Origin of the sequence: Pseudoxanthomonas japonensis (genome assembly GCF_010093445.1) — a bacterium.
GTDB lineage: Bacteria > Pseudomonadota > Gammaproteobacteria > Xanthomonadales > Xanthomonadaceae > Pseudoxanthomonas_A > Pseudoxanthomonas_A japonensis.
This window is the reverse complement of record NZ_PDWW01000003.1, coordinates 20,680-44,033: the sequence shown is the minus strand read 5'-3', so window position 1 is coordinate 44,033 and position 23,354 is coordinate 20,680. Positions and strand designations below refer to the sequence as shown.

Annotated in this window: 26 protein-coding genes; 19 read left to right on the top strand and 7 right to left on the bottom strand. The window is 67.2% G+C overall.

Going from position 1 to position 23,354, the window contains the following annotated elements:
- The first annotated feature begins 7 nt into the window (after positions 1-7).
- Both CSC78_RS03525 and CSC78_RS03520 read left to right on the top strand, forming a co-directional pair.
- Positions 8-673, top strand: coding sequence for a response regulator transcription factor (locus tag CSC78_RS03525; protein ID WP_162336531.1), 666 nt, complete (start codon positions 8-10; stop codon positions 671-673).
- Positions 670-2,043, top strand: coding sequence for an ATP-binding protein (locus tag CSC78_RS03520; protein ID WP_162336530.1), 1,374 nt, complete (start codon positions 670-672; stop codon positions 2,041-2,043). The genes CSC78_RS03525 and CSC78_RS03520 overlap by 4 nt, the downstream gene beginning before the upstream one ends.
- Before the next feature lie 17 nt (positions 2,044-2,060).
- Here CSC78_RS03520 and CSC78_RS03515 read toward each other — a convergent pair whose 3' ends face one another.
- From CSC78_RS03515 to CSC78_RS03500, 4 genes are all read right to left on the bottom strand, one after another.
- Positions 2,061-3,164, bottom strand: a complete 1,104-nt coding sequence (locus CSC78_RS03515; protein ID WP_379609279.1) for an MBL fold metallo-hydrolase — start codon at positions 3,162-3,164, stop codon at positions 2,061-2,063.
- Position 3,165: 1 nt separating this feature from the next.
- Positions 3,166-3,741 carry a GNAT family N-acetyltransferase gene (locus CSC78_RS03510; protein ID WP_162336528.1) on the bottom strand — a complete coding sequence of 192 codons (576 nt, stop codon included), beginning with the start codon at positions 3,739-3,741 and terminating at the stop codon, positions 3,166-3,168.
- A gap of 35 nt (positions 3,742-3,776) precedes the next feature.
- Positions 3,777-4,583 (bottom strand): MipA/OmpV family protein, encoded by an 807-nt coding sequence (locus CSC78_RS03505; RefSeq protein WP_162336527.1) that lies wholly within the window; start codon positions 4,581-4,583, stop codon positions 3,777-3,779.
- A 128-nt stretch (positions 4,584-4,711) separates the two neighbouring features.
- On the bottom strand, positions 4,712-5,419 hold the full coding sequence (locus tag CSC78_RS03500) for a pirin family protein (RefSeq protein ID WP_162336526.1): 708 nt from the start codon (positions 5,417-5,419) through the stop codon (positions 4,712-4,714).
- A gap of 303 nt (positions 5,420-5,722) precedes the next feature.
- Between CSC78_RS03500 and fdxA the strand changes: the two genes are divergently transcribed.
- Positions 5,723-6,046 carry a ferredoxin FdxA gene (gene fdxA / locus CSC78_RS03495; RefSeq protein ID WP_162110889.1) on the top strand — a complete coding sequence of 108 codons (324 nt, stop codon included), beginning with the start codon at positions 5,723-5,725 and terminating at the stop codon, positions 6,044-6,046.
- A 76-nt stretch (positions 6,047-6,122) separates the two neighbouring features.
- On the opposite strand, the gene CSC78_RS03490 is transcribed toward fdxA, so the two are convergent.
- A complete protein-coding gene (locus tag CSC78_RS03490; protein ID WP_162336525.1) occupies positions 6,123-6,611 on the bottom strand; it encodes a hypothetical protein in 489 nt (162 codons plus the stop codon).
- Positions 6,612-6,626: 15 nt separating this feature from the next.
- Positions 6,627-7,535, bottom strand: a complete 909-nt coding sequence (dapA, locus tag CSC78_RS03485) for a 4-hydroxy-tetrahydrodipicolinate synthase (RefSeq protein WP_162336524.1) — start codon at positions 7,533-7,535, stop codon at positions 6,627-6,629.
- 180 nt (positions 7,536-7,715) lie between these two features.
- Between dapA and CSC78_RS03480 the strand changes: the two genes are divergently transcribed.
- From CSC78_RS03480 to CSC78_RS03440, 9 genes are all read left to right on the top strand, one after another.
- Positions 7,716-8,276 (top strand): glycine cleavage system protein R, encoded by a 561-nt coding sequence (locus CSC78_RS03480; protein WP_162336523.1) that lies wholly within the window; start codon positions 7,716-7,718, stop codon positions 8,274-8,276.
- 2 nt (positions 8,277-8,278) lie between these two features.
- Positions 8,279-8,785, top strand: coding sequence for a peroxiredoxin (locus tag CSC78_RS03475; RefSeq protein WP_162336522.1), 507 nt, complete (start codon positions 8,279-8,281; stop codon positions 8,783-8,785).
- Between the two features lie 115 nt (positions 8,786-8,900).
- Positions 8,901-10,298, top strand: coding sequence for a PhoH family protein (locus CSC78_RS03470; RefSeq protein ID WP_162336521.1), 1,398 nt, complete (start codon positions 8,901-8,903; stop codon positions 10,296-10,298).
- Positions 10,299-10,421: 123 nt separating this feature from the next.
- Positions 10,422-11,045 carry a TetR/AcrR family transcriptional regulator gene (locus tag CSC78_RS03465; RefSeq protein WP_162336520.1) on the top strand — a complete coding sequence of 208 codons (624 nt, stop codon included), beginning with the start codon at positions 10,422-10,424 and terminating at the stop codon, positions 11,043-11,045.
- A gap of 45 nt (positions 11,046-11,090) precedes the next feature.
- The gene (locus CSC78_RS03460; protein WP_162336519.1) at positions 11,091-11,378 is read left to right on the top strand and encodes a YciI family protein; all 288 of its coding nucleotides are present in this window, start codon (positions 11,091-11,093) and stop codon (positions 11,376-11,378) included.
- Positions 11,379-11,402: 24 nt separating this feature from the next.
- On the top strand, positions 11,403-12,011 hold the full coding sequence (locus tag CSC78_RS03455; RefSeq protein ID WP_162336518.1) for a DNA-3-methyladenine glycosylase I: 609 nt from the start codon (positions 11,403-11,405) through the stop codon (positions 12,009-12,011).
- A gap of 53 nt (positions 12,012-12,064) precedes the next feature.
- On the top strand, positions 12,065-12,742 hold the full coding sequence (locus tag CSC78_RS03450) for a YoaK family protein (protein ID WP_162336517.1): 678 nt from the start codon (positions 12,065-12,067) through the stop codon (positions 12,740-12,742).
- Positions 12,743-12,785: 43 nt separating this feature from the next.
- Complete coding sequence (thiD, locus tag CSC78_RS03445) at positions 12,786-13,595, top strand: bifunctional hydroxymethylpyrimidine kinase/phosphomethylpyrimidine kinase (protein ID WP_162336516.1); 810 nt, start codon at positions 12,786-12,788, stop codon at positions 13,593-13,595.
- The gene (locus CSC78_RS03440; RefSeq protein ID WP_162336515.1) at positions 13,592-14,443 is read left to right on the top strand and encodes an alpha/beta hydrolase family protein; all 852 of its coding nucleotides are present in this window, start codon (positions 13,592-13,594) and stop codon (positions 14,441-14,443) included. Before thiD ends, CSC78_RS03440 begins: the two co-directional genes overlap by 4 nt.
- A 75-nt stretch (positions 14,444-14,518) precedes the next feature.
- On the opposite strand, the gene galE is transcribed toward CSC78_RS03440, so the two are convergent.
- Positions 14,519-15,535, bottom strand: coding sequence for a UDP-glucose 4-epimerase GalE (gene galE / locus CSC78_RS03435; protein ID WP_162336514.1), 1,017 nt, complete (start codon positions 15,533-15,535; stop codon positions 14,519-14,521).
- 229 nt (positions 15,536-15,764) lie between these two features.
- On the opposite strand from galE, the gene tviB reads away from it, so the two are divergent.
- The 7 genes from tviB to CSC78_RS03400 all read left to right on the top strand — a co-directional run bounded on the left by tviB (position 15,765) and on the right by CSC78_RS03400 (position 23,312).
- Positions 15,765-17,042, top strand: coding sequence for a Vi polysaccharide biosynthesis UDP-N-acetylglucosamine C-6 dehydrogenase TviB (gene tviB, locus CSC78_RS03430; RefSeq protein WP_162336684.1), 1,278 nt, complete (start codon positions 15,765-15,767; stop codon positions 17,040-17,042).
- Positions 17,043-17,070: 28 nt separating this feature from the next.
- On the top strand, positions 17,071-18,078 hold the full coding sequence (locus CSC78_RS03425; RefSeq protein ID WP_162336513.1) for an NAD-dependent epimerase: 1,008 nt from the start codon (positions 17,071-17,073) through the stop codon (positions 18,076-18,078).
- 83 nt (positions 18,079-18,161) lie between these two features.
- Positions 18,162-18,788 (top strand): XrtA/PEP-CTERM system exopolysaccharide export protein, encoded by a 627-nt coding sequence (locus CSC78_RS03420; RefSeq protein WP_162336512.1) that lies wholly within the window; start codon positions 18,162-18,164, stop codon positions 18,786-18,788.
- The gene (locus CSC78_RS03415) at positions 18,788-20,377 is read left to right on the top strand and encodes an XrtA system polysaccharide chain length determinant (protein ID WP_162336511.1); all 1,590 of its coding nucleotides are present in this window, start codon (positions 18,788-18,790) and stop codon (positions 20,375-20,377) included. The genes CSC78_RS03420 and CSC78_RS03415 overlap by 1 nt, the downstream gene beginning before the upstream one ends.
- Positions 20,378-20,417: 40 nt before the next feature.
- Complete coding sequence (locus tag CSC78_RS03410; RefSeq protein ID WP_162336510.1) at positions 20,418-21,164, top strand: P-loop NTPase family protein; 747 nt, start codon at positions 20,418-20,420, stop codon at positions 21,162-21,164.
- A gap of 22 nt (positions 21,165-21,186) precedes the next feature.
- Positions 21,187-22,488, top strand: a complete 1,302-nt coding sequence (locus CSC78_RS03405) for a porin family protein (protein ID WP_162336509.1) — start codon at positions 21,187-21,189, stop codon at positions 22,486-22,488.
- Positions 22,485-23,312, top strand: a complete 828-nt coding sequence (locus CSC78_RS03400; protein ID WP_162336508.1) for an acyltransferase — start codon at positions 22,485-22,487, stop codon at positions 23,310-23,312. Before CSC78_RS03405 ends, CSC78_RS03400 begins: the two co-directional genes overlap by 4 nt.
- Positions 23,313-23,354: the final 42 nt, after the last annotated feature.

Sequence of the window (23,354 nt, the reverse complement as noted above, 5' to 3'; positions counted from 1 at the left end):
GCCGCACGTGTCGCGCCTGCTCCTGGTTGAAGACGATCGCATGCTGGGCGACGCGCTGGCCGCCGCGTTGGCACAGGACGGCTGGTCCATCGACCGCGCTGAGGACGTCGCATCCGCGCGGCTGGCGCTGGTCGACCATGGCTACACCGCCGTGCTGTTGGACCTCGGCCTGCCACGCGGCTCCGGGCTGGATGTGCTGATGGCGCTGCGCCAGCGTTACGACACTACCCCGGTGCTGATCATCACCGCGCGCGACCAGCTCAGCGACCGCGTCCGCGGCCTGGATGCCGGCGCCGACGACTACATCGTCAAACCCTTCGAAGCCGGCGAGCTCGGCGCACGCCTGCGCGCTGTGGTCCGCCGCACGCAGGGCCGCGTGGCGCCGGTGCTGCGCCATGGCGACATCGTGCTGGATCCCGCCGACCGCTCGGTGCGCTTGGGCGATCGCCCGGTGCGCCTGGGCGTGCATGAGTACCGCACCCTGCTCGCCCTGATGGAACGCCCCGGCCGCGTGATCGCGCGCGACATGCTGGAATCGCTGGTCTACGGCGGCGACGGCTCGATCGAGAGCAACACCATTGCGGTGTACATCCATCAGCTGCGCAAGAAACTGGGAGAGGGCGTGATCAGTACCGTGCATGGCTTCGGCTACCGCCTGGGAGAGGGCGAATGAGCCACTCGCTGAAGTCGAAACTGCTGCTGGCGGTGATGGCGCCGCTCGCGCTGGGATGGGGCGGCTGGCTGGCCAGCCAGCACTTCCAGATGACGCGGCAGCAGCAGGGCCACGATGACCTGTTCCTGCAGGAAGTCAGCGAACAGATCCTGCTGTCGATGCCAGGCAACCTCGATTCGCTGGACGAAGGGCCGCGCCTGACGCTACCCACGCGGCCGCGCACGGCCAGCAAGAAGTTCGACACCTTGCGTTACCAGGTCTGGATCCTCGGCCGGCGCGTGCCCGTGGTGGCGTCGAACGGCGCCCCGATGCAACCGTTGCGCGCCGACTTCAAGCCTGGCTTCGTGGTCAGCGACGTGGCGGGTGAACCGTGGCGCGTCTATGCCGCCACCGATGCCAGCGGCCGCATCCAGGTGCAGGCCGGCATGTCGCAGTCGGCGATGAAGGCCGAACTGGCGCATTGGGTGAAGATCAGCCTGTGGAGCGGCATCGGCATCCTTCTGATGCTCGGCGCTCTCGTGGGCCTGGCGATCCACTGGAGCCTGCGGCCGATGAACCGGCTGCGCCGCGAGATGGCGCAGCGCGAACCGCATGACCTGGCGCCCTTGCCCGTCTCCGGCCTGCCACGCGAGATCAGGCCCCTGGTGGATTCGTTCAACCTGCTGCTTGAGCGCCTGTCCGACGCGATGCGCGGCGAACGCCAGTTCCTCGCGGACGCCGCGCACGAACTTCGCACGCCGCTGGCTGCGCTGCTGACGCAGACCCAGGTGGCCATGCGTGCCGGCAGCCAGGAGGACGCGCAGGCGGCCTTGGCGCAACTGGCGCACGGCATCCAGCGTACCTCGCGCCTGGCCCAGCAGTTGCTGGATTCCGCTCGCGTCGATGCCTCACCACTGCGCGAAGACCGTCCGGTGGTCGCGCTCCCCGACGTGGTGACGATGGTCGCGCGCGAGTTCGACTCGATGGCGAGCCGCCGCCAGCAGACGCTCGCGCTGCATGCGGAACCGGCCAGCGTGCAGGGCGACCTGGACGACCTTGGCATCCTCGTCCGCAACCTGCTCGACAATGCGGTCCGCTACAGCGGCGACGGTGCACGCATCGAGATCGCCTGCGGCGCCGACGACGAAGGCGGGACGGCCTGGCTGGTCGTGCGCGACAACGGTCCCGGTGTGCCCACCGAGGAGCGCGAGCGCATCTTCGAGCGCTTCTTCCGCGGCAGCCAGGGCAACGGCGAACGCGGCAGCGGCATCGGCCTGTCGCTGGTCGACCGCATCGCCCGCGTACACGACGCGCGCATCACCGTGGAAGACGGCATCGCCGGCCGTGGCTTCGGCTGCCGCGTCGAGTTCCGCGCGGCACCGGAGGCCTGAGTTCCGGGGAGGCGGCGTTACTCGCTGCGCCACCACGGCTGCGTGTCGACGGGTCGCGCGATCGCCAGCGGCTGACCGATCACCGGCGTGGCGATGTCCACGTCCGCCTGTTCCGACAGGGTATACAGCCGCTCCATCGGCTCGCTCCAGCCATGGAACGCCAGGTCGAACGTGCTGTTGTGGATCGGCACCATCGACCTGCCGCGCAGGTCCCGATGCGCCTGCAGGGTCTGCTCGGGCAGCATGTGGACATCCTGCCAGCGGCGATCGTAGGCACCGCATTCCAGCAGGGTGAGGTCGAACGGGCCCAGGCGCTCGCCGATGGCGCGGAAACCATCGAAGTAGCCGGTGTCGCCGCTGAAGAACACCTTCAGGCCATCCGCCTGGATCACCCACGACGCCCACAGCGTGGCATTGCGGTCGAACAGGGTGCGACCGGAGAAGTGCTGCGACGGCGTGGCCGTGAAGCGCACCCCGTCCAGCTGCACGTCGTCCCACCAGTCCAACTGGCGCACCTTCTCGCGGGGCACGCCCCAGCGGACCAGGCGATCGCCCACGCCGAGCGGCGTCAGGAACACCGCCGTCTTCGTCGCCAGCGCGCGCACGGTGTCGCGGTCCAGGTGGTCGTAGTGATCGTGCGACAGCACCACCGCGGACAGCGGTGGCAGGTCGTCGAGGGCGATGGGGGGCGCGTGGAAGCGCTTCGGCCCGGCCCATTGCACTGGCGAGGCGCGTTCGGAAAACACCGGGTCCGTCAGCCAGAAGCGGCCATCCAGTTTGAGCAGTACCGTCGAGTGCCCCAGCCGGTACAACGTACCGTCCGGCGCAGCGTCCAGGTGCTGACGCGTCAGCGCCTGCATCGGGATCGATCCGCTCGGCACGGTGCCGGCCGGCTTGCCGGTCACCAGGAAATCCCACCAGAGCTTGCTGGTCTGGCGCCAGCCCATGGGGCGCGGTTTGCGCTCGTTCTGGAAACCGTCCTCGCCGAACTGCGGCGACTGCGGATACGACAGCGTGGCGCAGCCGGACAGGCCGGCATAGGCGAACGCGGTGGCCGACACGCAGGCGGCCGCTGCGAGAGGCTTCAGCCGCTTCCTGCGTCGCGGCACAGGGGTGGACACCTTAGTCATCCTGATCGCTCCGCAACGGGGGGAACACGTACTGGATCATCGTCGCAGCACCGGTATGGCCGGGCATCGCCATCGGCGCACCGCCCTGCCCCACCGGCACCTGCCAGCGCAGGTCGACGCAGCCCAGGTCCGAGGCCATCCGGCGCGCCGCGTCGAACAGGCGGGAGGCGACGTCGGATGGCCGGGCACTCGCGGGCACGAAGAGCGCTTCCAGATTGAGGTAGTACGCACGCTCGACCATCGAGAACCCCACGGTGGCGAACGCGTAGCCCGCCGGTTCTCCCCGCCGTTCTGCGATCCACGCCCAGGCACGCAGCGGCGCCTCGAACAGCGCTTCCATCAGTTCCAGCACACCGCCGGCCGCGCGCGTACCCGGCGTCGGCGGACGCTCCGCCTTGTGCTGGTCGCACAGGTGCATCAGCGCGGCGGCCTGCGCGCGGGTAACGCGACGGACCTCGACCTGGTCACGGCCCAGCATGTTGGCCCAGGCAGGATCGCCCGGAGCGGGAAGATAGCTGCCCGGCAGTGGCAGCGCTGCCGGCCCCGCAGGCATGAGTCGTGCCGTCATGGGCACCTCCGGAAAAGTGGAAGGATGGACACGCATCAGAAGCCGCGCGAAATGCCGACGAACAGGGAGGTACTGTTGTCCTTGCCCAGTTCGACCAGCGGGCTGTCCTTCAGCACATCCGGCAACGCCCGGTATTCGAGGTTGCCCAGCAGCGCCCAGCGCTTCGCGAACGGATGGACCAGGCTGAGGCTGGCGCGCGGCACCGTGGCGGCACCGGGGCGATAGGCCGCCACGCCGCGCGCGACTTCTTCGTCGAGGATGCCGTAGTAGTAGTCGGCCATGTCGGCCGACAGGCGCACCGCGCCGACTGAGGGCACCAGCGTCGTGCGTCCCAGCGTCAGCGGATAGCTGTAGTCGAGCGTGACGGCATAGCCGTCGCTGGTGCCGCTGACGTCGACGCGTGCATCGAGATCGAGTTTGCCGGCGGCGCCCTTCCAGCTCGCACCGACGCCGACGTCGACGCTGTCGTCGCGGTCGGACAACAGGCGGCGGTCCACGCCGCGGCGTGCCAGTTCGGCGACGCCGAAATCATCCGCATCCAGGCCATCCAGCCGGCCGGCGATGAAGGTCCTCAGTTCGAACCGGTCGTCGGTATAGGCGCGATAGCCCAATGCCGCGCCACGCAGATAGAAGCGGTCACCGTCGTAGGCGATGTTGGGATACAGGCGCGTGCGCGTCCCCTCGCCCGCATATTCGCTGTCGCGATGGACGACCGCCACGCCCGCGCTCCAACGCGACGGCAACTGGTCCTGCGCCTTCGCATCGGTGCGTTCGACGACCTGGGCGAGGGCGGAAAACGGCAACAGCAACAACAGGGGCGTACAGACGCGCAGCGCAAGCATGGAGACCTCGGCGATGGGGGAACCGGACGATCCGGCCTACCCATGCTCGCGCGCGCTCTTTAAGAACTCCTTAAGCGCAGGAACGGTCGACGCGACGTACGTCGACCACGCCCCGTCGACCGCGCGGCTTATTGCATCCGCGGCAGGTCGAACACCAGCACTTCCGCACCGATGCCACGCTCGATGCTGACCAGCGGCTCCGCGTCGTACAGCAGCGCGTCGCCGGCCTTCAGCGGCTTGCCGTTGACGGTGACTTCGCCACGCGCCACGTGCACATAGCCCAACCGCCCTTCGGCCAGCGGCAGGTCCGCCTTCTCGCTGCCGTCGAACAGGCCGACGTACATGCGCGCATCCTGCTGGATGCTGATCGAGCCGTCGCCCCCGTTCGGGCTGACCACCAGGCGCAGGCGGCCCTGCTTCTCGGTGGCCGGGAAGGCCTTTTCCGCGTACGAGGGCGTCACGCCCTGGCGATCGGGGATGATCCAGATCTGCAGGAAATGCGTGGTGCCCGTCTCGCTGTAGTTGAACTCGGAGTGCTGCACGCCGGTACCTGCGCTCATGCGCTGCACGTCGCCCGGCACGATGCTGGAACTGTTGCCCATCGAATCCTTGTGGCCCAGCGCACCTTCCAGCACGTAGCTGATGATTTCCATGTCGCGATGGCCGTGTTCGCCGAAGCCGCGGCCGGCGGCCACGCGGTCCTCGTTGATCACGCGCAGCGGGCCCCAGTGGACGTGCCTGTCGTCGAAGTAGTTGGCGAAGGAGAAGCTGTGCCACGAATCGAGCCAGCCGTGGTTGGCATGGCCGCGGGCATCGGCGGAACGAAGGGTGATCATGGCGGGACTCCTTGGTGTGGCGAGGCGTGCAGCATGACCCTCGACAAAATTGGGATAAATCAGGCAGCAATCAACTGATTGTTCTATCTATATCAATCAATTCAGCTCCATGCCCGATTCGCCCGACCACTGGAACGATGCCTTCCGGCATGGCGCTGCCACCTTCAAGGGGATCATCCGACCGTCGTGTCGTCGCCCGCTGGCCGCGGCCATCGGTCGCAGGGCACCGACAAGAAAGATTCCCAACTCGACGGACGTGGTGATTTAAACTTGCGCGGTTCTTTCTGCTGCACATCGAGCCTCATGCCTTTCGTCGTCACCGAAAACTGCATCAAGTGCAAGTACACCGACTGCGTTGAAGTCTGTCCGGTGGACTGCTTCCACGAAGGCCCGAACTTCCTGGTGATCGATCCGGACGAGTGCATCGACTGCACGCTGTGCGAGCCGGAATGCCCCATCAACGCGATCTATCCGGAAGACGACGTGCCTGCCGGGCAGGAAGGCTATGTGGCGCTCAACGCCGAGTTGTCGCGCGCCTGGCCGGTGATCACCACGCGCAAGGATCCGCTGCCGGATGCGAAGGAATGGGAAGGCAAGCCGGGCAAGCTGCCGTTGCTGGAGCGCTGAGCCCGCGACCGGGCCGGAAACAGCCAATGAAAAAGGGCGCCTCGCGGCGCCCTTTTTTTTCTGGCGTGGTGACGGATCAGCCGCCCAGCTTGGCCTTCAGCGCGGCGAGCAGCTTGACCGCGGCCGGCGACGTAGCGGGCAGCCCGCGCGGGTCGACCGCCGACACGTAGGCCCCCGCTTCCACGGCCGACACGCGCACCAGGAAGCTCGCGCCTTCATAGCTCACGTCGTAGGTACCCAGCAGCTGCGCTCGGCTGGCAACCGTCACGCCCTCGACACCGGCCAGCGCCTCGCCGACGCGCGTGAACGCCTCGTCGCGCGAGCCGGCCACGTTGAAGCCGCCTGCCGCCGGTGCGGCGGCGGGACCCACCTGGCCTGCCGCCGGCACCTGCATCGCGCCGCTGGTGTTGGGCAGGTTGAGGTCCGGCGGAACTTCCAGCGGACGCGCTTCAGGCGCCAGCGCATAGTCGCCCTTCGCACCCTTCTTGAACCACGAGCAGCCGGCGACGGAGACGACCAGCAGCACGAGGGCGAGCGGACGCACGAGGGAAGACGAAAGACGCATGAAATTCTCCTGGGTTCAGGCCGCGAGGCTGTCGCGGCTGGATTGTGCTTCCAACGCCTGCGCCAGAGCGGCGAGACGGTCGGCGGTATCGGTATGGGCGGAAGACAGCGTAAGCAGCGGCAGGCGCAGGCCGTGGCCGAAGCCCGCGCGCTGCAGCAGCGCCTTCACCGGAATGGGATTGGATTCGACGCCGAGGAAGGCGTAGATCTCCTGCACCTGCGCATCCAGCGCCGCGGCGGCGACGGCATCGCCCGCGCGGGACAGGTCGCACAGGCGGCGGAACGTGCGGGGCAGCGCGTTGGAACCCACCGAGATCAGGCCGTCGGCACCGGCGAGCATCGCGCGCGATGCGGTCGGATCGTCGCCGCTGAGGATGGCGAAACCCTCCGTGCGCAGCGCCAGCAGTGCGGCCATGCGCTCGGGCTCGGCGCGCGCTTCCTTGATGCCGACGATGTTCGGATGGTCGACCAGTTCCGCCACCGTCTCCGGCAACAGATCGCAGCCGGTACGGCCCGGCACGTTGTAGAGCACCACCGGCAACCCGCCCTGGTCGGCGACGGCGCGGAAGTGCGCCACCAGGCCGGCCTGCGTGGGTCGCACGTAAGGCGGCGTCACGACCAGCGCGAACTGTGCCCCACCGGCGGCCGCGCGACGCGTGGCCGCGATGGTCTTCGCGGTATTCATCTGGCCGGTGCCGGCCAGCACGGGGATGCGACCGCGCACCTCTTCCACGGCGATCCGCAGCACGGTGTCGTACTCGTCGTCGGACAGTGCCGCTGCCTCGCCCGTGGAGCCCGCCACCACCACGCCCTGGGTGCCGCCGTCGAGCTGCTGTTTGAGCAGCGCGCGCCAGGCTTCCAGGTCGAGTTCGCCCGACGCCAGGAACGGCGTGGCCAGTGCGGTGATGCTGCCGGAAAGGTGCAAGATGGAGGCTCTCGGTGGGGATCCGACGGCCGGTGACGCCCGTAAGCGCAGTTATCCCGGTCCGCCGACAATGTCGGCCGCATGTTACTTGCGGGCTCAAAGGGCGGGCAAGTATGCTGCCAGCGTCGCCGGGCCGCAGCCCGGCCGCCATTCAGCCAGACCGCAACGCCGGAAGCTCTCTTGACCGATTCCACGCCCCGGCCTTCGCCGACCGAAAACCACCTCCTGATCACCGCCTACACGACGCATCCGGAATCGCCACTCCTGTCGGTGACGCGCCGGATCGCCGACAGCGGCTGCAATCTGGTGGACGCACGGCTGTCCACGGTGGGCCGCGACGTGTCGGTGACCGCGCTGGCGACCGGTTCTTGGGACGCAGTGGCGAAGCTGGAGGCGATGCTGTCGCGGCTCGAGCGCGATGATGGCCTGAAGCTGGTGTTCTACCGCACCGGCCCGAAGGTGGTGCAGTCCAACCTGCTGCCGTACATCGTGGAAGTGGTGGCCGCCGACAAGCCGGGCATCCTGTTCCAGCTGGCCGATTTCTTCGACCGCCAGGGCATCACCATCGAGAACCTGCAGAGCACGCGCTACCGCGCGATGCAGACCGGTGCGGAAATGTTCTCGGCGCAGGTCACCATCGGCGTGCCGGCGAACATGCACATCGCCGCGCTGCGCGACGATTTCCTCGAGTTCTGCGACCATCTGAACCTGGACGCGATCATGGATCCGATGAAGTTCTGACGATGACGGCGAAAAGCGCGAACGCACTGCCCAAGTCGACTTTGAAACTGCCGCTGGCGCTGTCCGGCGGCGAACATTCCCCATCTGCCGCAGGCGCTACCACCCTCGCCGATTACGCCGGCACCTGGCTGGTCCTGTACTTCTATCCGAAGGACAGCACGCCCGGCTGCACCACCGAAGGCCTGGATTTCAACGCGCTGCTGCCGAAGTTCAAGAAATTGAACGCCACCGTGCTGGGCGTCTCGCGCGACTCGGTGAAGTCGCACGACAACTTCTGCGCCAAGCAGGGGTTCAAGTTTCCGCTGGTGAGCGACGCCGACGAAGCGCTGTGCAAGGCCTTCGACGTGATCCACGAAAAGAACATGTACGGCCGCAAGGTATTGGGCGTGGTGCGCAGCACCTTCCTGATCTCGCCCGATGGCCGCATCGCACAGGAATGGCGCGGCGTGAAGGTTCCCGGCCATGCCGACGCCGTGCTGGACGCCCTGAAGGCCCACCAGGCCCAGTGACGGAATCCCCTTCCCTTTCACCCACCATCCCGCGCCGCGGCGGGTCATGGTGGTTCGCTGCTGTCCGCGGAAACGTCGCCCGTGTTCACACATCTTCCTCGATGAGGTTGCCCGAATGACCCGTAGCAAGCGTATCTATGTGTTGGACACCAACGTGCTGATGCACGACCCCACCGCGCTGTTCAAGTTCGAAGAGCACGACGTCTACCTGCCGATGCAGGTGATCGAGGAACTCGACAACGGCAAGAAGGGCACCTCGGAAGCGAGCCGCAATGCGCGGCAGGTCAGCCGCTTCCTCAACGAACTGGTCGAAACCTCGGGCCTGGACAACCTGGCCGCCGGCATCCCGCTGATCCAGCCCAACAGCCTGCAGCTGCGCGGCTCGAAGAGCGCGGGCCTGCTGCGCTTCCAGACCAGCCATTTCGAGGCCGGCAAGAGCTTCGGCGCGGTCATCCCCGACAACGCCATCCTCGGCGCGATCCTGGCGCTGAAGGAGCAGGAGCCGGAGATCCCGGTGGTGTTCGTCTCCAAGGACATCAACCTGCGGATCAAGGCGGCGATCGCCGGCATCGTGTCGGAAGACTACGAGAACGACCGCGCGCTGGACGACTTCAGCCTGCTGTATACCGGCGCGGATCCGCTGCCGGAGGATTTCTGGCAGCGCCACGGCAAGGACCTGCGCTCGTGGACCGACAAGGGGCGTACGTTCTACGAAGTCGCCATGGCCGAGGACGCCGGCTGGTATCCCAACCAGTTCCTGTACCTGCCCGGCGACGATGAATCGGAGTTCCGCGTCAGCAAGGTGGAAGGCGACAAGGCGACGCTGCAGATCGTCGACGATTTCCGCCACAGCCAGCATGCGGTCTGGGGCATCAACGCGCGCAACCGCGAGCAGAATTTCGCGCTCAACGCGTTGATGGATCCCGACATCGACTTCGTCACCCTGCTCGGCACCGCCGGCACCGGCAAGACGCTGCTAGCGCTGGCCGCCGGCCTGGCGCAGACGATGGACCAGCAGCGTTACCGCGAGATCATCATGACGCGCGCCACGGTCAGCGTCGGCGAGGACATCGGCTTCCTGCCGGGCACCGAGGAAGAGAAGATGACGCCGTGGATGGGCGCGCTGACCGACAACCTGGAAGTGCTGACGCACAATCAGGAAGGCGGCGCCTGGGGCCGCGCGGCGACCAACGACCTGCTCGCCTCGCGCATCAAGATCCGTTCGATGAACTTCATGCGCGGCCGCACGTTCCTGTCGCGCTACCTGATCCTCGACGAGGCGCAGAACCTCACGCCGAAGCAGATGAAGACCCTGATCACCCGCGCCGGCCCCGGCACCAAGATCGTCTGCCTGGGCAACGTGGAGCAGATCGACACGCCCTACCTGACGGAGACGACCTCCGGTCTGACCTACGCGGTGGACCGCTTCAAGAACTGGGCGCACAGCGCGCACATCACGCTGCGGCGTGGCGAGCGTTCGCGCCTGGCGGACTACGCGTCGGAAGTGTTGTAGGTCTCGCCGGCGTGCCGGTTGTCCGGCACGCCGGCTCTTCTACAAATCAACTGAACCACTGGCGATTTCTTGTCCTGTAGCATCTTACTTGACAATTAGGACGATCATCCTAATCATTGCTCGATGGACAAGAAAGCAACCCGTGACCAGATTGTCGAAGCGGCGGACGACCTGTTCTATCGACAGGGCTACGAGCACACGTCCTTCACCGAAATCGCGGATGCGGTGGGGATCTCACGCGGCAACTTCTACCATCATTTCAAAACCAAGGACGACCTCCTCTCGGCCGTTATCATGCTGCGCACGGACCGTACGCATGGACTCCTTCAACAGTGGGAAGACCAGGGCATGCAACCGGCAGATCGGATCCGCGACTTCATCCGTATCCTGGTCGCCAACCAAACCCAGATCATGCGCCACGGTTGTCCCGTCGGAACGCTCTCCGCGGAACTGTCGAAGCTGGGACACGGCGCAGCTGCGGAAGCAAACGGGTTGTTCCTCCTGTTCCATGCTTGGCTGCGGCGGCAGTTCGCACAGTTGCGGCCCGGTCATGATGCCGATGCACTGGCACTGCACCTGCTGGCCCGCAGCCAAGGAGTCGCCACGCTGGCGCAAGCCTTTCAAGACGCCGACTTCGTGATGCGCGAAGTGGCGTTGATGGAGCAGTGGCTGGACGCATGCGTGCCTGCAGCCAGCCAAGACTTAGCCACGCCTCGCCGGCAGCGCAAAGCAGCGGGCAAGCGTTGATGCCGACCACCCAAGTCTGGTGCAACAAGCAAGGAGACCCAGCTGATGTACATCGTACTGCTCAAGTTTTCCGACGATCGTGGTCAAGCAGGCGCACTGATGGAGGCGCATAACACCTGGCTCAAACGCGGCTTCGACGAGGGCGCGTTCATCTTGGCAGGCAGCCTCGTACCGGGCCTGGGAGGCGCGCTTCTGGCGCAAGGTATGGCACTGGACGCACTACGCGAGAGAGTGGACGAAGATCCCTTCGTGGCCGCCAACGTGGTGTCCGCAGAGATACTGGAAATTGCACCGTCCAAGGCCGACGCGCGGATGCAGTTCCTGCTCTCCTGAGCCGTTCCACCAAGGACCACGAGCATGGACAAGACCATCACCGGACCTGACGGAAAGCAGCGCTGTCGCTGGTCCGCCGCCACGCCGGAGTTCCTCGACTATCACGACCTGGAATGGGGATTTCCGGTTGCGGACGATCATCGCCTGTTCGAAAAGCTGTGTTTGGAGGGATTCCAGTCCGGATTGAGTTGGCGCACCATCCTGGCCAAGCGCGACAACTTTCGTACCGCATTCCACGGATTCGATTTCCATCGCATTGCACGCTATACCGAGCAGGACATCGAGCGTCTGCTGCGCGATGAAGGAATCGTGCGCCATCGGGGCAAGATCCAAGCCACGATCGAAAATGCGCGGCAAGCGCTACGCATGGTCGAAAAAGAGGGTTCTCTGGGAGCCTTTTTCTGGCGCTACGAGCCCGATCCTGCAAAACTGCCGCCGCCACAAAGCGCCTCCACCTCACCCGAGTCCATCGCCCTGTCCAAGGCGCTGAAGAAGCGCGGCTGGAAATTCGTCGGCCCGACGACGATGTACGCCTTCATGCAGGCCATGGGTCTGCTCAACGACCATGTCGAAAACTGCAGCCTCCGGACTGAGGTCGCATTGGAACGCCATCGTTTCCAGCGACCGGGTTGAATCTACGGTCGGATAGACTGATCGGGCACAGGTGAGGAAACCGATTCGGACACATGGGTACGCAACTTCCCCGCTGGGTCTGGATCGGTGCGGTGACGCTGGCCTGCGTGGCCGGCATGGTCAACGTCATCGGCTACCTGGGGTTCGAACACCAGGCGGTCAGCCACCTGACCGGCACCACCAGCCTGCTGGGCGCGGCGATCGCGCACGGTGACGGACGTGCGGTGATCCACCTGTGGGGCGTGCTGATCGCGTTCTGCCTGGGCGCGATGCTGAGCGGCCTGATCATCCAGGACCAGACCCTGCAACTGGGCCGCCGCTACGGCGTGGTGCTGGCGCTGGAAGCCGCGCTGCTGCTGGCGGCGATCCCGCTGTTCAAGCAGGAACAGATCTGGGGCGCGCTGCTGGCGGCCGTGGCCTGCGGCCTGCAGAACGCCATGGTCACCACGTACAGCGGCGCGGCCGTGCGCACCACGCATCTCAGCGGCATGTTCACCGACCTCGGCATCGGGCTGGGCCATCTGTTGCGGGGCATGCCGTTGCCGGTGCGCCGGCTGACGCTGAGCGGACTGATCATCAGCGGGTTCCTCGGCGGTGGCGTCCTGGGCGCATGGCTCTACCGCCACCTCGGATACGACGCCCTGTTGGCGCCGGCGTTGCTGACCGGCGGCACCGGCGTGGGCTACGTGCTGTACCGCCAGTGGCAACGGACGAAGACGCCGGCTGCCTGACCCATCGCGCCACACGCCTGAGTGCGGGTGGCACAATCCACGCATGACAGTCCCTTCCGTGGTTTCCGCCCTCACCATCGCCGGCTCCGATTCCGGTGGCGGCGCCGGCATCCAGGCCGACCTCAAGACCTTCGCCGCGCACCGCGTGCATGGCCTCTCGGCGATCGCCGCACTGACCGCGCAACACACCCGCGGCGTGACCGCGGTGAACGTGCCGCCGATGGACTTCCTGCGCGCGCAGCTCGATGCCTGCTTCGAGGACTTCGACATCCGCGCGGTGAAGCTGGGCATGCTGGCCACCGCCGACGTGATCGGTGTGGTGGCCGAGGCTGTGCGCGCGCAGCGCCCGGCCACCGTGGTGGTCGACCCGGTGATGGTCGCGACCAGCGGCGCCAAGCTGCTCGAAGACAGCGCCCTGCATGCCCTGCGAACGCTGTTGCTGCCGCTGGCCGACGTGGTGACGCCGAACCTGCCCGAGGCAGAGCTGCTGCTCGGCCGCGCCATTCCCGATGCACAGGCGATGCGGTCGGCGGCGAACGACCTGCTGGCGCTCGGTGCGCGCGCGGTGTTCCTCAAGGGTGGTCACCTGCCGGGCGATGGCGATGTGGTGGACTTGTATGCGGACGCGGACGGCGTGACGGAAACCTCACACCCTCGCCTGTCGCTCGAAGCGCATGGCACCGGCTGCACGCTGGCCTCGGCCATCGCCGCACGCCGGGCGCAGGGCCTACCGATGAAGGACGCCTGCCTTGCCGCATCCGATTACGTTCACGCCGCCTTGCGCGGCGGATACCGGCCAGGGCGCAGCGACATCGTCGTGCTGGACCATGTCGGCGCGGCGCCTGTCGCATGAACGTCGTCGACCAGCACGTGCTCCACGAAGAGATTCCCCTGCAGTCTCAGGACGGCCACGCCTACACCCTGATCGCGCGCATCCCCGCGAATCCGTCCAGCGCGCTGCTGTGGATCCCCGCGCTGGGCGTGGCCGCGCGCCACTACCTGCCGTTCGCCGAGACGCTCGCCACCCGCGGCGTGGCGGTGTTCGTGCACGAATGGCGCGGCAACGGCAGCAGTTCGCTGCGCGCGGACCGGCGCACCGACTGGGGTTACCGTGATCTGCTGGAAACGGATATTCCCCTTAGCCATGAAGCGCTACGACAGCGCCTTCCTGGCATGCCGCACCGCATCGGCGGACACAGCCTGGGCGGCCAGCTGGCAGCCTGCCATGCCGGCCAGGCGCCGGACGCGTTCGCCTCCCTCTGGCTGGTCGGCAGCGGCACGCCGTACTGGCGCACGTTTCCGGCGCCGCGCGGCTATGCGCTGCCGTTCTTCTACCAGTTCGCACCGTGGCTGGCCCGCGCCTGCGGCGCGTTGCCCGGGCGGCGACTGGGCTTCGGTGGCGACGAAGCGCGCGGCCTGATCCGCGACTGGGCGCGCGTGGGGCTCAGCGGCCGCTATCGCGCGGCGGGCTGGCCGGTGGACCTGGAAGCCGGCATGCGCCAGGTGCATGCGCCCGTGCGCGGCGTGCTGTTCGACGACGACTGGCTGGCGCCGGAAAGCTCGCTCCGCGCGCTGATGGCGAAACTGCCGGATGCACCGGCGCACGTCACCGTGCTGGACCACGCCCGCCTGGGCGCGCGCGCCGACCATTTCGCCTGGATGAAGCAGCCGCAGGCCGTGGTCGACGCCCTGCTCGCCTGAGGCCGTCCCGGCAGTCCGGGAGCGTCGCGATGCCGGCGCGGAATCCGGCCAACCCGATCGCATCCCGGGACGCGCTCAGGCGACCGGGTAGCCCTGCGGATTCTGCGATTGCCAGCGCCAGGCGTCACGGCACATCGCCTCGACCCCCAGTTCGGCACGCCACCCCAGCACATCGTTGGCCAGCGACGGATCGGCGTACACCTCGGCGACATCCCCCGCGCGCCGTTCGACGATCTGATAGGGAATGTCCCGCTCCGCGGCGCCGGCGAACGCCTTGACCAGTTGCAGCACGCTGATGCCCTGGCCGGTGCCGAGGTTGACCGTCAGGCTGCGGCGTTCGCGCAGCAGGAAATCCAGCGCATCGGCATGCGCCCGCGCGAGGTCCATCACGTGGATGTAGTCGCGCACGCCGGTGCCGTCCGGCGTGGGCCAGTCGCCGCCGAACACGCTCAGGTGTTCGCGGCGCCCCACCGCCACCTGGCAGATGTACGGCATCAGGTTGTTGGGGATGCCGGTCGGGTCTTCGCCAATGAGGCCGGATTCGTGGGCTCCCACCGGATTGAAGTAGCGCAGGTTGGCGGCGTGAAAGGCGGGATCGCTGGCGCAGAGGTCGCCGATCAGCTCCTCCATCACCAGCTTGGTGCGGCCGTAGGGATTGGTCACCTGCAACCGCGCGTCCTCGCGCACGGGGACGCTGGCGGGGTCGCCGTAGACGGTGGCGGAAGAACTGAACACCAGGCGCTTCACGCCTGCAGACTGCATGCCGTGCAACAGGTTGAGCGTGCCGCTGATGTTGTTGTGGAAATAGTCCAGCGGACGCTCGCACGACTCGCCCACCGACTTGAGCGCGGCGAAATGGACCACGGCATCGAAGTGCTGCCGCGCGAAGAAGCCGGTCACGGCGTCCCGGTCGCGCAGGTCCAGCGGCTGGAAAGGCACCGGCTGCCCGGTGATCTGCTGCAGCCTGGCCAGCACACCCGGCGAGCTGTTGCTGAAATTGTCGGCCACCACCACATCGTGGCCGCGCTCGACGAGTACCACGTAAGCATGCGCGCCGATGTAGCCGGCGCCACCGCACAACAGGATCCGCATCTCGACTCCCCAGTCGCTGGTCGCCTACCTTCCAGGTGGGCGGGTCATCGGATAGATACGCGTGTGGCGCGGCAATCAGGCCATGCGCACCCCCTGTCCTGTGCACGCGGGTTTGCACGTTGATCCTCAAGATTCCGTGCCGGGGCCGTGACGCACCGGCATCGCCGCTCGCTATAGACTGCTCGACCAACTGCAGCACACAGGGGATTCCACGTTGACGAACGCTCCATTGCCCACCCTGGACCAGGTCCGCATCGCCGTGATCGGCCTGGGCTACGTCGGCCTGCCGCTGGCGGTCGCCTTCGGCCGCAAGTTCCCCACGCTCGGCTTCGACATCAACAGCAAGCGCGTGTCCGAACTGCGCGACCACCAGGACCACACGTTGGAAGTCAGCGCGGATGAACTGCGCGATACCCCGCAGCTCGACTTCAGCGATGACCCGGCCGCGCTGGCGGGCTGCAACGTGTTCATCGTCACCGTCCCCACCCCGATCGACGACTACAAGCGGCCCGACCTGCATCCGCTGGAGTCGGCCAGCCGCACCGTCGGCCGCGCGATCGGCAAGGGCGCGGTCGCCATCTACGAATCGACCGTCTATCCGGGCGCGACCGAAGAAACCTGCGTCCCGATCATCGAGCGTGAGTCCGGCCTGCGCTTCAACCAGGACTTCTACGCCGGCTACAGTCCCGAGCGCATCAATCCCGGCGACAAGCAGCATCGTCTGGAAACCATCATGAAGGTCACCTCCGGCTCCACCGCCGAGGTCGCCGATTTCGTCGACGCGCTGTACGGCAGCATCATCACCGCCGGCACGCACAAGGCCAGCAGCATCCGCGTCGCCGAGGCCGCGAAGGTCATCGAGAACACCCAGCGCGACGTCAACATCGCACTGATCAACGAACTGGCGCTGATCTTCCACCGCCTCGGCATCGACACCCATGAGGTGCTGGAAGCCGCCGGGACCAAGTGGAACTTCCTGCCGTTCCGTCCCGGCCTGGTCGGCGGGCACTGCATCGGCGTGGATCCGTACTACCTGACCCACAAGGCGCAACAGATCGGCTACCACCCCGACGTGATCCTGGCCGGCCGCCGCATCAACGACGGCATGGGCAGCCATGTCGCGCGACGCGTGGCCAAGCTGATGGCCCGGCAGAACCTGCCCACCGCGGGCGCGAAGGTGCTGGTGCTGGGGCTGGCGTTCAAGGAAAACTGCCCCGACGTGCGCAACACGCGCGTGGTCGACATCGTGGCCGAACTGCGCAGCTACAACGCGCAGGTCGACGTGCACGACCCGTGGGTGAATGCGGACGAAGCACGCCACGAGTACGGCCTGGACCTGGTGGCGGAGCCACAACCCGGGCAGTACGATGCGGTCATCCTGGCCGTCGCGCACCGCGAGTTCACCGAGCGCGGCGCCGAGGGCATCCGCGCCCTCGGCAAGCCGGGCGCGGTGATCTTCGATGTGAAGCGCACCCTGCCCCGGCATGCCGTCGACGACTGCCTGTAACCGCCCCCTTTCTGTACGGAAATTCCCGATGCGCGTTCTGGTCACCGGTGCCGCCGGTTTCATCGGCTCCCATCTCAGTCATCGCCTGCTCGACCGCGGCGACGAGGTGCTGGGCTACGACAACCTCAACGACTACTACGACCCCACCCTGAAGGAGGCGCGGCTGGCGCGGCTGCTGCCGAAGGAGGGTTTCCGCTTCGTCCGGGGCTCGCTGGAAGACCGCGCCGCCCTCGAGGCCGCGTTCGACGACTTCAAGCCCCAGCGCGTGGTGAACCTGGCCGCTCAGGCCGGCGTGCGCTACTCACTGGAGAATCCGCACGCCTACATCGACAGCAACATCGTCGGCTTCACCAACATCCTGGAGGCCTGCCGCCACCGTGGCGTCGAGCACCTGGTCTACGCCTCGTCCAGCTCGGTCTACGGCGCGAACCGCAAACTGCCGTTCGCGGTGGAGGACAGCGTCGACCACCCGGTCAGCCTGTACGCGGCGACCAAGAAGGCCAACGAGCTGATGGCGCACACCTACAGCCACCTGTTCGGCCTGCCCACCACCGGACTGCGCTTCTTCACGGTGTACGGGCCGTGGGGACGTCCGGACATGGCGCTGTTCCTGTTCACCAGGAACATCCTGGAAGGCAAGCCCATCGATGTGTTCAACCACGGCCACCATACCCGCGACTTCACCTTCGTCGACGACATCGTCGAAGGCGTGATCCGCACCCTCGATACCGTGCCGGGCCCCGACCCGACCTACGACCCGCTGCTGCCCAACCCCGGCTCGTCCAGCGCGCCGTACCGCGTCTACAACATCGGCAACCACCAACCTGTGCAGCTGCTGCGCTATATCGAGGTGCTCGAGGATTGCCTGGGACGCAAGGCGGAGAAGCGCCTGCTGCCGATGCAACCCGGCGACGTCCCCGACACCGAGGCCGATGTCGAAGCCCTTCGCCGGGACACGGGCTACTCGCCATCAACGACCATCGAGACCGGCGTGCGCCGGTTCGTCGACTGGTACCGGGAGTTCTACCGCGCCTGAGCGCGGCCCCCTGAGCCCGGTGGCCGGGCACGCCCCTTGTCTGCGTTATATGAGGCAATCCGCAACAACACAGGGGATGCTTCATGAACCGTACCTTCGTCGGCCTGACGGCCGTCACGCTGGCGCTCCTGCTCGCTGGCTGCGCCTCCGGCGGCGGCAGCAGCAAGTCCGCGCCGCCCCAGCAGGCGAGCGTCGCCGTCGAGAACTACCAGATCGGTGTCGACGACATCGTCCAGGTTTCGGTATGGCGCAACCCGGAACTGGGCATCACCGTCCCGGTGCGTCCGGACGGCATGATCTCCGTGCCGCTCGTTGGCGACGTCATGGCCGGTGGCCGCACGCCCACCGAGGTGGCCGCCGACATCCAGAAAAAGCTCGCCGACTTCGTGCGCGACCCGCAGGTCGCCGTGATCCTGACCGAACTGCGCAGCCACGAGTACCTGTCGCGCGTGCGCGTCACCGGCGCGGTGCGGCAGCCCATCTCGATTCCCTACCGGCAGGGCATGACCGTGCTCGACGCGGTACTGGCGGCCGGCGGTGTCAACGAATTCGCCGCACCCGACCGCTCCGACCTGTTCCGCCGCAACAAGGACGAGACCAGCGCCACCTATCCGGTGCGGCTGGACCGCATCCTGAACCGGGGTGACCTGTCCACGAACTACACGGTGGCGCCGGGCGATGTCATCGTGATCCCGGAGCGCACGTTCTGATGAGCTCCACCACTTCGTTGCCGCCCCCGCGCACGGCCGCGCAGGCCCGCAAGGCGGATGAACTCAAGCCCGAAGAGCTGCTGCTGGTCCTGTTGAAGGAAGCGCGCAGGCGCGTTCTTCCGATCGCCGCCACCTTCACCGCCGTCACCCTGCTGACGCTGGTCGTCGGCTTGCTGGTGATCCCGCGCAACTACGTGGCGTCCACCACGATCCTCGCCCAGGACAGCGACATCATCCAGCCGCTGCTGGAAGGACGCGCCGTCCCCACTGGCGTGGCCGACCGCGCCGGCATGGCACGGCAGATCGTGTACAGCCGCAAGGTGCTGCAGGAAATCCTCGCCGTGGGCAAATGGACGGAGAAGGATCTCAGCCCGGTCGCGCAGGACAAGCTGATGGAGGACATCCGCAACAACACCGCCATCAGCAGCCCGCGCAACGACCTGGTGCAGATCAGCTACCGCGACACGAATCCCGAGCGCGCCTACCACGTGACGGAGGCCTTCGGCACGCTCTTCATGCAGGAAGCCCTGGCCGCCAAGGAACGCGAAAGCCGCGAGGCTTACGAGTTCATCGACAAGCAGGTGCAGGAGTACCACCGCAAGCTGACGGACGCGGAAAAGAACCTGCAGGCCTACCGCTCGCAGAACGCCGATGCCCAGCCCGGCAGCGCCACCGACGTGAACACGCGCATCAGCTCGCTGCGCACCCAGGTCGAACAGACGCGGATGTCGCTGCTCGAGCAGGAATCCCGAGCGGCCGCCATCACCGACCAGTTGTCCGGCGAATCGGCCGTCACCGCCGTGCAGACGCGCGAGAGCCTCTATCGCGCGCAGCTGATCGAACTGCGTGCGGAACTCGACCGGCTGATGCTGACCTTCACCGACCGCCATCCCGACGTGGTGCGCGTGCGCCACCAGATCGAGGACGTCCAGCGCGCCATCGTGCAGGAGCAGGAACGCCGCCAGCAGCCCACGCCGGGCGCGCTGGCGTCGGAGGACGCCCAGCTCAATCCGCTGTACAACGAACTGCGCAGCCAGCAGGCCCAGGCCCGCCACGAGGCCGCCGCGACCCGCTCGCGCATGGGCATCGCCGAATCCATGCTCGGCGCCGAACTGGACCGCAGCCGCCGCATCGCCGAATCCGAAAGCGCGCTGGCCGAGCTCACGCGCGACTACGAGGTCAACCGCGAGATCTACCAGGACCTGCTGCGCCGTCGCGAGAATGCGCGTGTATCGATGGGACTGGACCAGGAGAACCGCGGCCTGACGCTGCGCATCCAGGATCCGGCCACCATGCCGCTGCGCCCGAGCGGGCTGCGCTTCATGCACATCGCCGCCGCCGGCTTCGTGGCCGCGCTGGCCCTGCCGCTGGGGCTGCTCTTCCTGCTGGTCCGGTTCGATCCCCGCGTCCGCGTGGCCCGCCAGATCGTGCAGAAGACCAGTTATCCGCTGCTCACCGTGATCCCGACCTACCTTACGCCGAAGGAGCGTCGCCGCCAGTCGCTGAAGTTCATGGCCAGCGCGGCGATGGTCTGCAGCGTGTTCGTCGTGTACGCCCTGGTGTTCGCCTTCAAGGTCGCCAGCGCCTGATGCGCCGCCCATGCACGACGCCCGTCGCCAGGAAGAACCCATGAACATGAATACCCACCCGAACAGCGGCGCCGCGGAACGCACCGAGCCCACCGTCCCGGCGCGCTCCATCGTGCGCGCCACCGAGACCCAGGCCTTGAGCCCGCGTGCCCTCGAGGATCGCCGGCTCATCCACCGCAACGATTCCACGCGCCTGCATGCGGACGCCTTCCGCGACCTGCGCACGCGCCTGCTCGCGCTCGGTGGCGACCGGAACTTCGTCACCCTCGTGGCGCCGGTCGTACCGGGCTGCGGTGCCAGCTTCGTGGCCCGCAACCTCGCCGCCGCGTTCGCCTTCGACGAGACCAAGACCTCGACCCTGATCGACTGCGACGCACTGCGGCCGGCACAGCAGGCGGCGCTCGGCGTCGACGCCGCCCAGGGCGGGCTGATGGACTACCTGGACGGGCGCATCGACGAAATGGCACCGGTGCAGTACCGCACCGTGCTGCCGCGGATGGACCTGGTGCCGACCGGCGGCGTGCGCGAGATCACGGGCGAATCGTTCTCCTCGCTGCGGATGCGCAGCCTGGTCGATTCGCTGCGAAGCACGCACGGCAACCGGTACCTGGTGCTCGACGGCCCGCCGGTCCTCAAGTCGCCCGACGCGCGCATCCTCTCGGACCTGGCCGACCTGGTCGTGCTGGTGGCCGGCTACGCGCGCGTGACCACCGAACAGATCGAGAAGGCCGCCGCCAACTTCGCGCCGGAAAAACTGGCCGGCGTCGTCTTCAACGACATCCAGTAACCGTATCCATCGGGGAGCTCTCATGAAACGGCATCCATGTCGTCCGGCGCTGATCTCGGCGGCGATTGCAGCCGCCATCGTGTTCGATGCGCATGCCGTGCGGATCGACTACACGCTCGATGCAGGCATCGAACGCGACGACAACGTCACGCTGTCCCAGACCGACCCGATCGAGCAGGACATCTACCGCGTGGGGCTGGGCTTCGCCATCGAGCAGAACTCGTCCGCCGTGCAGGCGAGGATCGCCGGCCGCCTCGACCACCGGCGTTACGAAGCCATCTACCCCGACGCCACCGACCGCACGCTGGATGGCCGCCTGAACTGGATGGTCATTCCCGACCGCCTCGGCCTGGTGGTCGAGGACAGCTACGGCGTACAGACCATCGACCGTTTCGAGCCGGACTCGCCAGACAACCGCCAGCAGGTCAACGTGCTGTCGCTGGGGCCCGACCTGCATTTCAACCTGGGAGAGGCGCTGCGCGGACGCGCCGAACTGCGCTTCATCAACAGCGACGCGGAGGTCACCGAGGATTTCAATTCGGACCGCATCGTGGGCGCACTGCGCGCGATCAAGGACCTGGATGCGACCAGCGCGCTGTCCTTCAACCTGCAGATGCAGGACGTCGACTTCGACAACGACCTGTTCGCCCGCGACCATCGGCGCTACGAGGCGTACGCCAGCTACAACCGCCGGTTCAGGCATTTCGACATGCTGCTCGATGGCGGCTATGCGCGCCTCGACTACAAGGACGGGCAGTCGCGCAACAATCCCCTGCTACGCGCCGAACTGGGCTGGCGCCCGAGCGAGCGCAGCCGCTTCAGCGTTAACGCCGCCAACCAGTTTTCCGACGCCGCGACGAGTGCGCTCAGTGCCATCGCCGGTGCCGCCCCGGGCATTCCCGAGTCCGTCCTGGTCGGGCGCTCCACGATCACGCCGTCCGCCTACGAGCAACGCAGCCTCAACCTGGCCTACGAGTACACCGGCGTCCGTACCATCTACACGCTCTCCGGCTATACGCAGAAGCTGGAGTACGTCGATCCGGGCGCCTCCACCGAAGAGAGTCGTGGCGTCGCCGCCGAACTCAGCTACCGCCTGCGCCCCTCGCTGACGATACGCGGATCCGCGTCGCGGGACCGTACCGAGGCGGTGGCACCGGCCCGCCGCGAGAACAACCGCCTGTACTCGCTCGGCCTGGAGAAGCAGTGGTCGCGCCACTGGTCTTCCATGCTGGAATACACGCGTTATGAGCGTACCAGCGCATTCGCGACCGGCGAATTCAAGCAGAATCTGATCTACCTCAGCATCGCCTACCGAAACCGATGAGCAACCAGAACAAGGCGGCGACGCCGTCGATGCGGCACTGGGTCGCCACCTCGCCGCATCCTCTCGCGGCGGCCGTGCGCAACGTGCGGCGCGGCGTCCACGGTTTCACCCTGCCGGCGCCGCGCGTACTGGTCCTGCCCTACCTGTGGCTGTTCCTCGCATGCCGCAGCGCGATCTTCTTCGTCCGTCGGACGCTCGTCGCCGAGCCGCTGTTCAAGGCGTACTGCACGCGCGTCGGCAAGGGCGTCACCACCGGCATCTATGTACCGTGGGTGCAGGGCAAGGGCGACCTGATCGTCGGCGACCACGTCCGCATCAGCGGCAAGCTGTCGATCAATTTCGCCGCGCGCTTCGTCAAGCGCCCGTGCCTGGAGATCGGCGACCATAGCGACCTCGCACACGACTGCCGGCTGGTCGTGGGCAAATCGGTGAAGATCGGCCGCCATGTGGAGATCGCCGGTGGCGTGACCATCCGCGATTCCGGCGGCCATCCGGCCGACCCGGCGCGCCGCGCCGCCGGCGCACCGCCGGACTCGGCGGACGTCAAGCCGATCGTCATCCACGACAACGTGTGGATCGGCTCCCAGGTCCTGATCCTGCCCGGCAGCGATATCGGCGAAGGCAGCATCGTGTCCGCGCATTCGGTGGTCTCAGGCACCGTCGCGCCCTATACCGTGGTGGCGGGCAATCCCGCGCGCCGCATCGGGACGCTGACGCCGCCGCCGGACCGCGCCCATCTCACCCCTGCCACGAAGCCGTCCCCCGCCGCCAAACCCGAAGCCTCGGCTGCGCCCGCCGCGGATGGCGCAGCGGCGACCGGCTGAGAAAAGCCTGCAGGTGCCGGCGAGCCCGGCACCTTCCCCTTC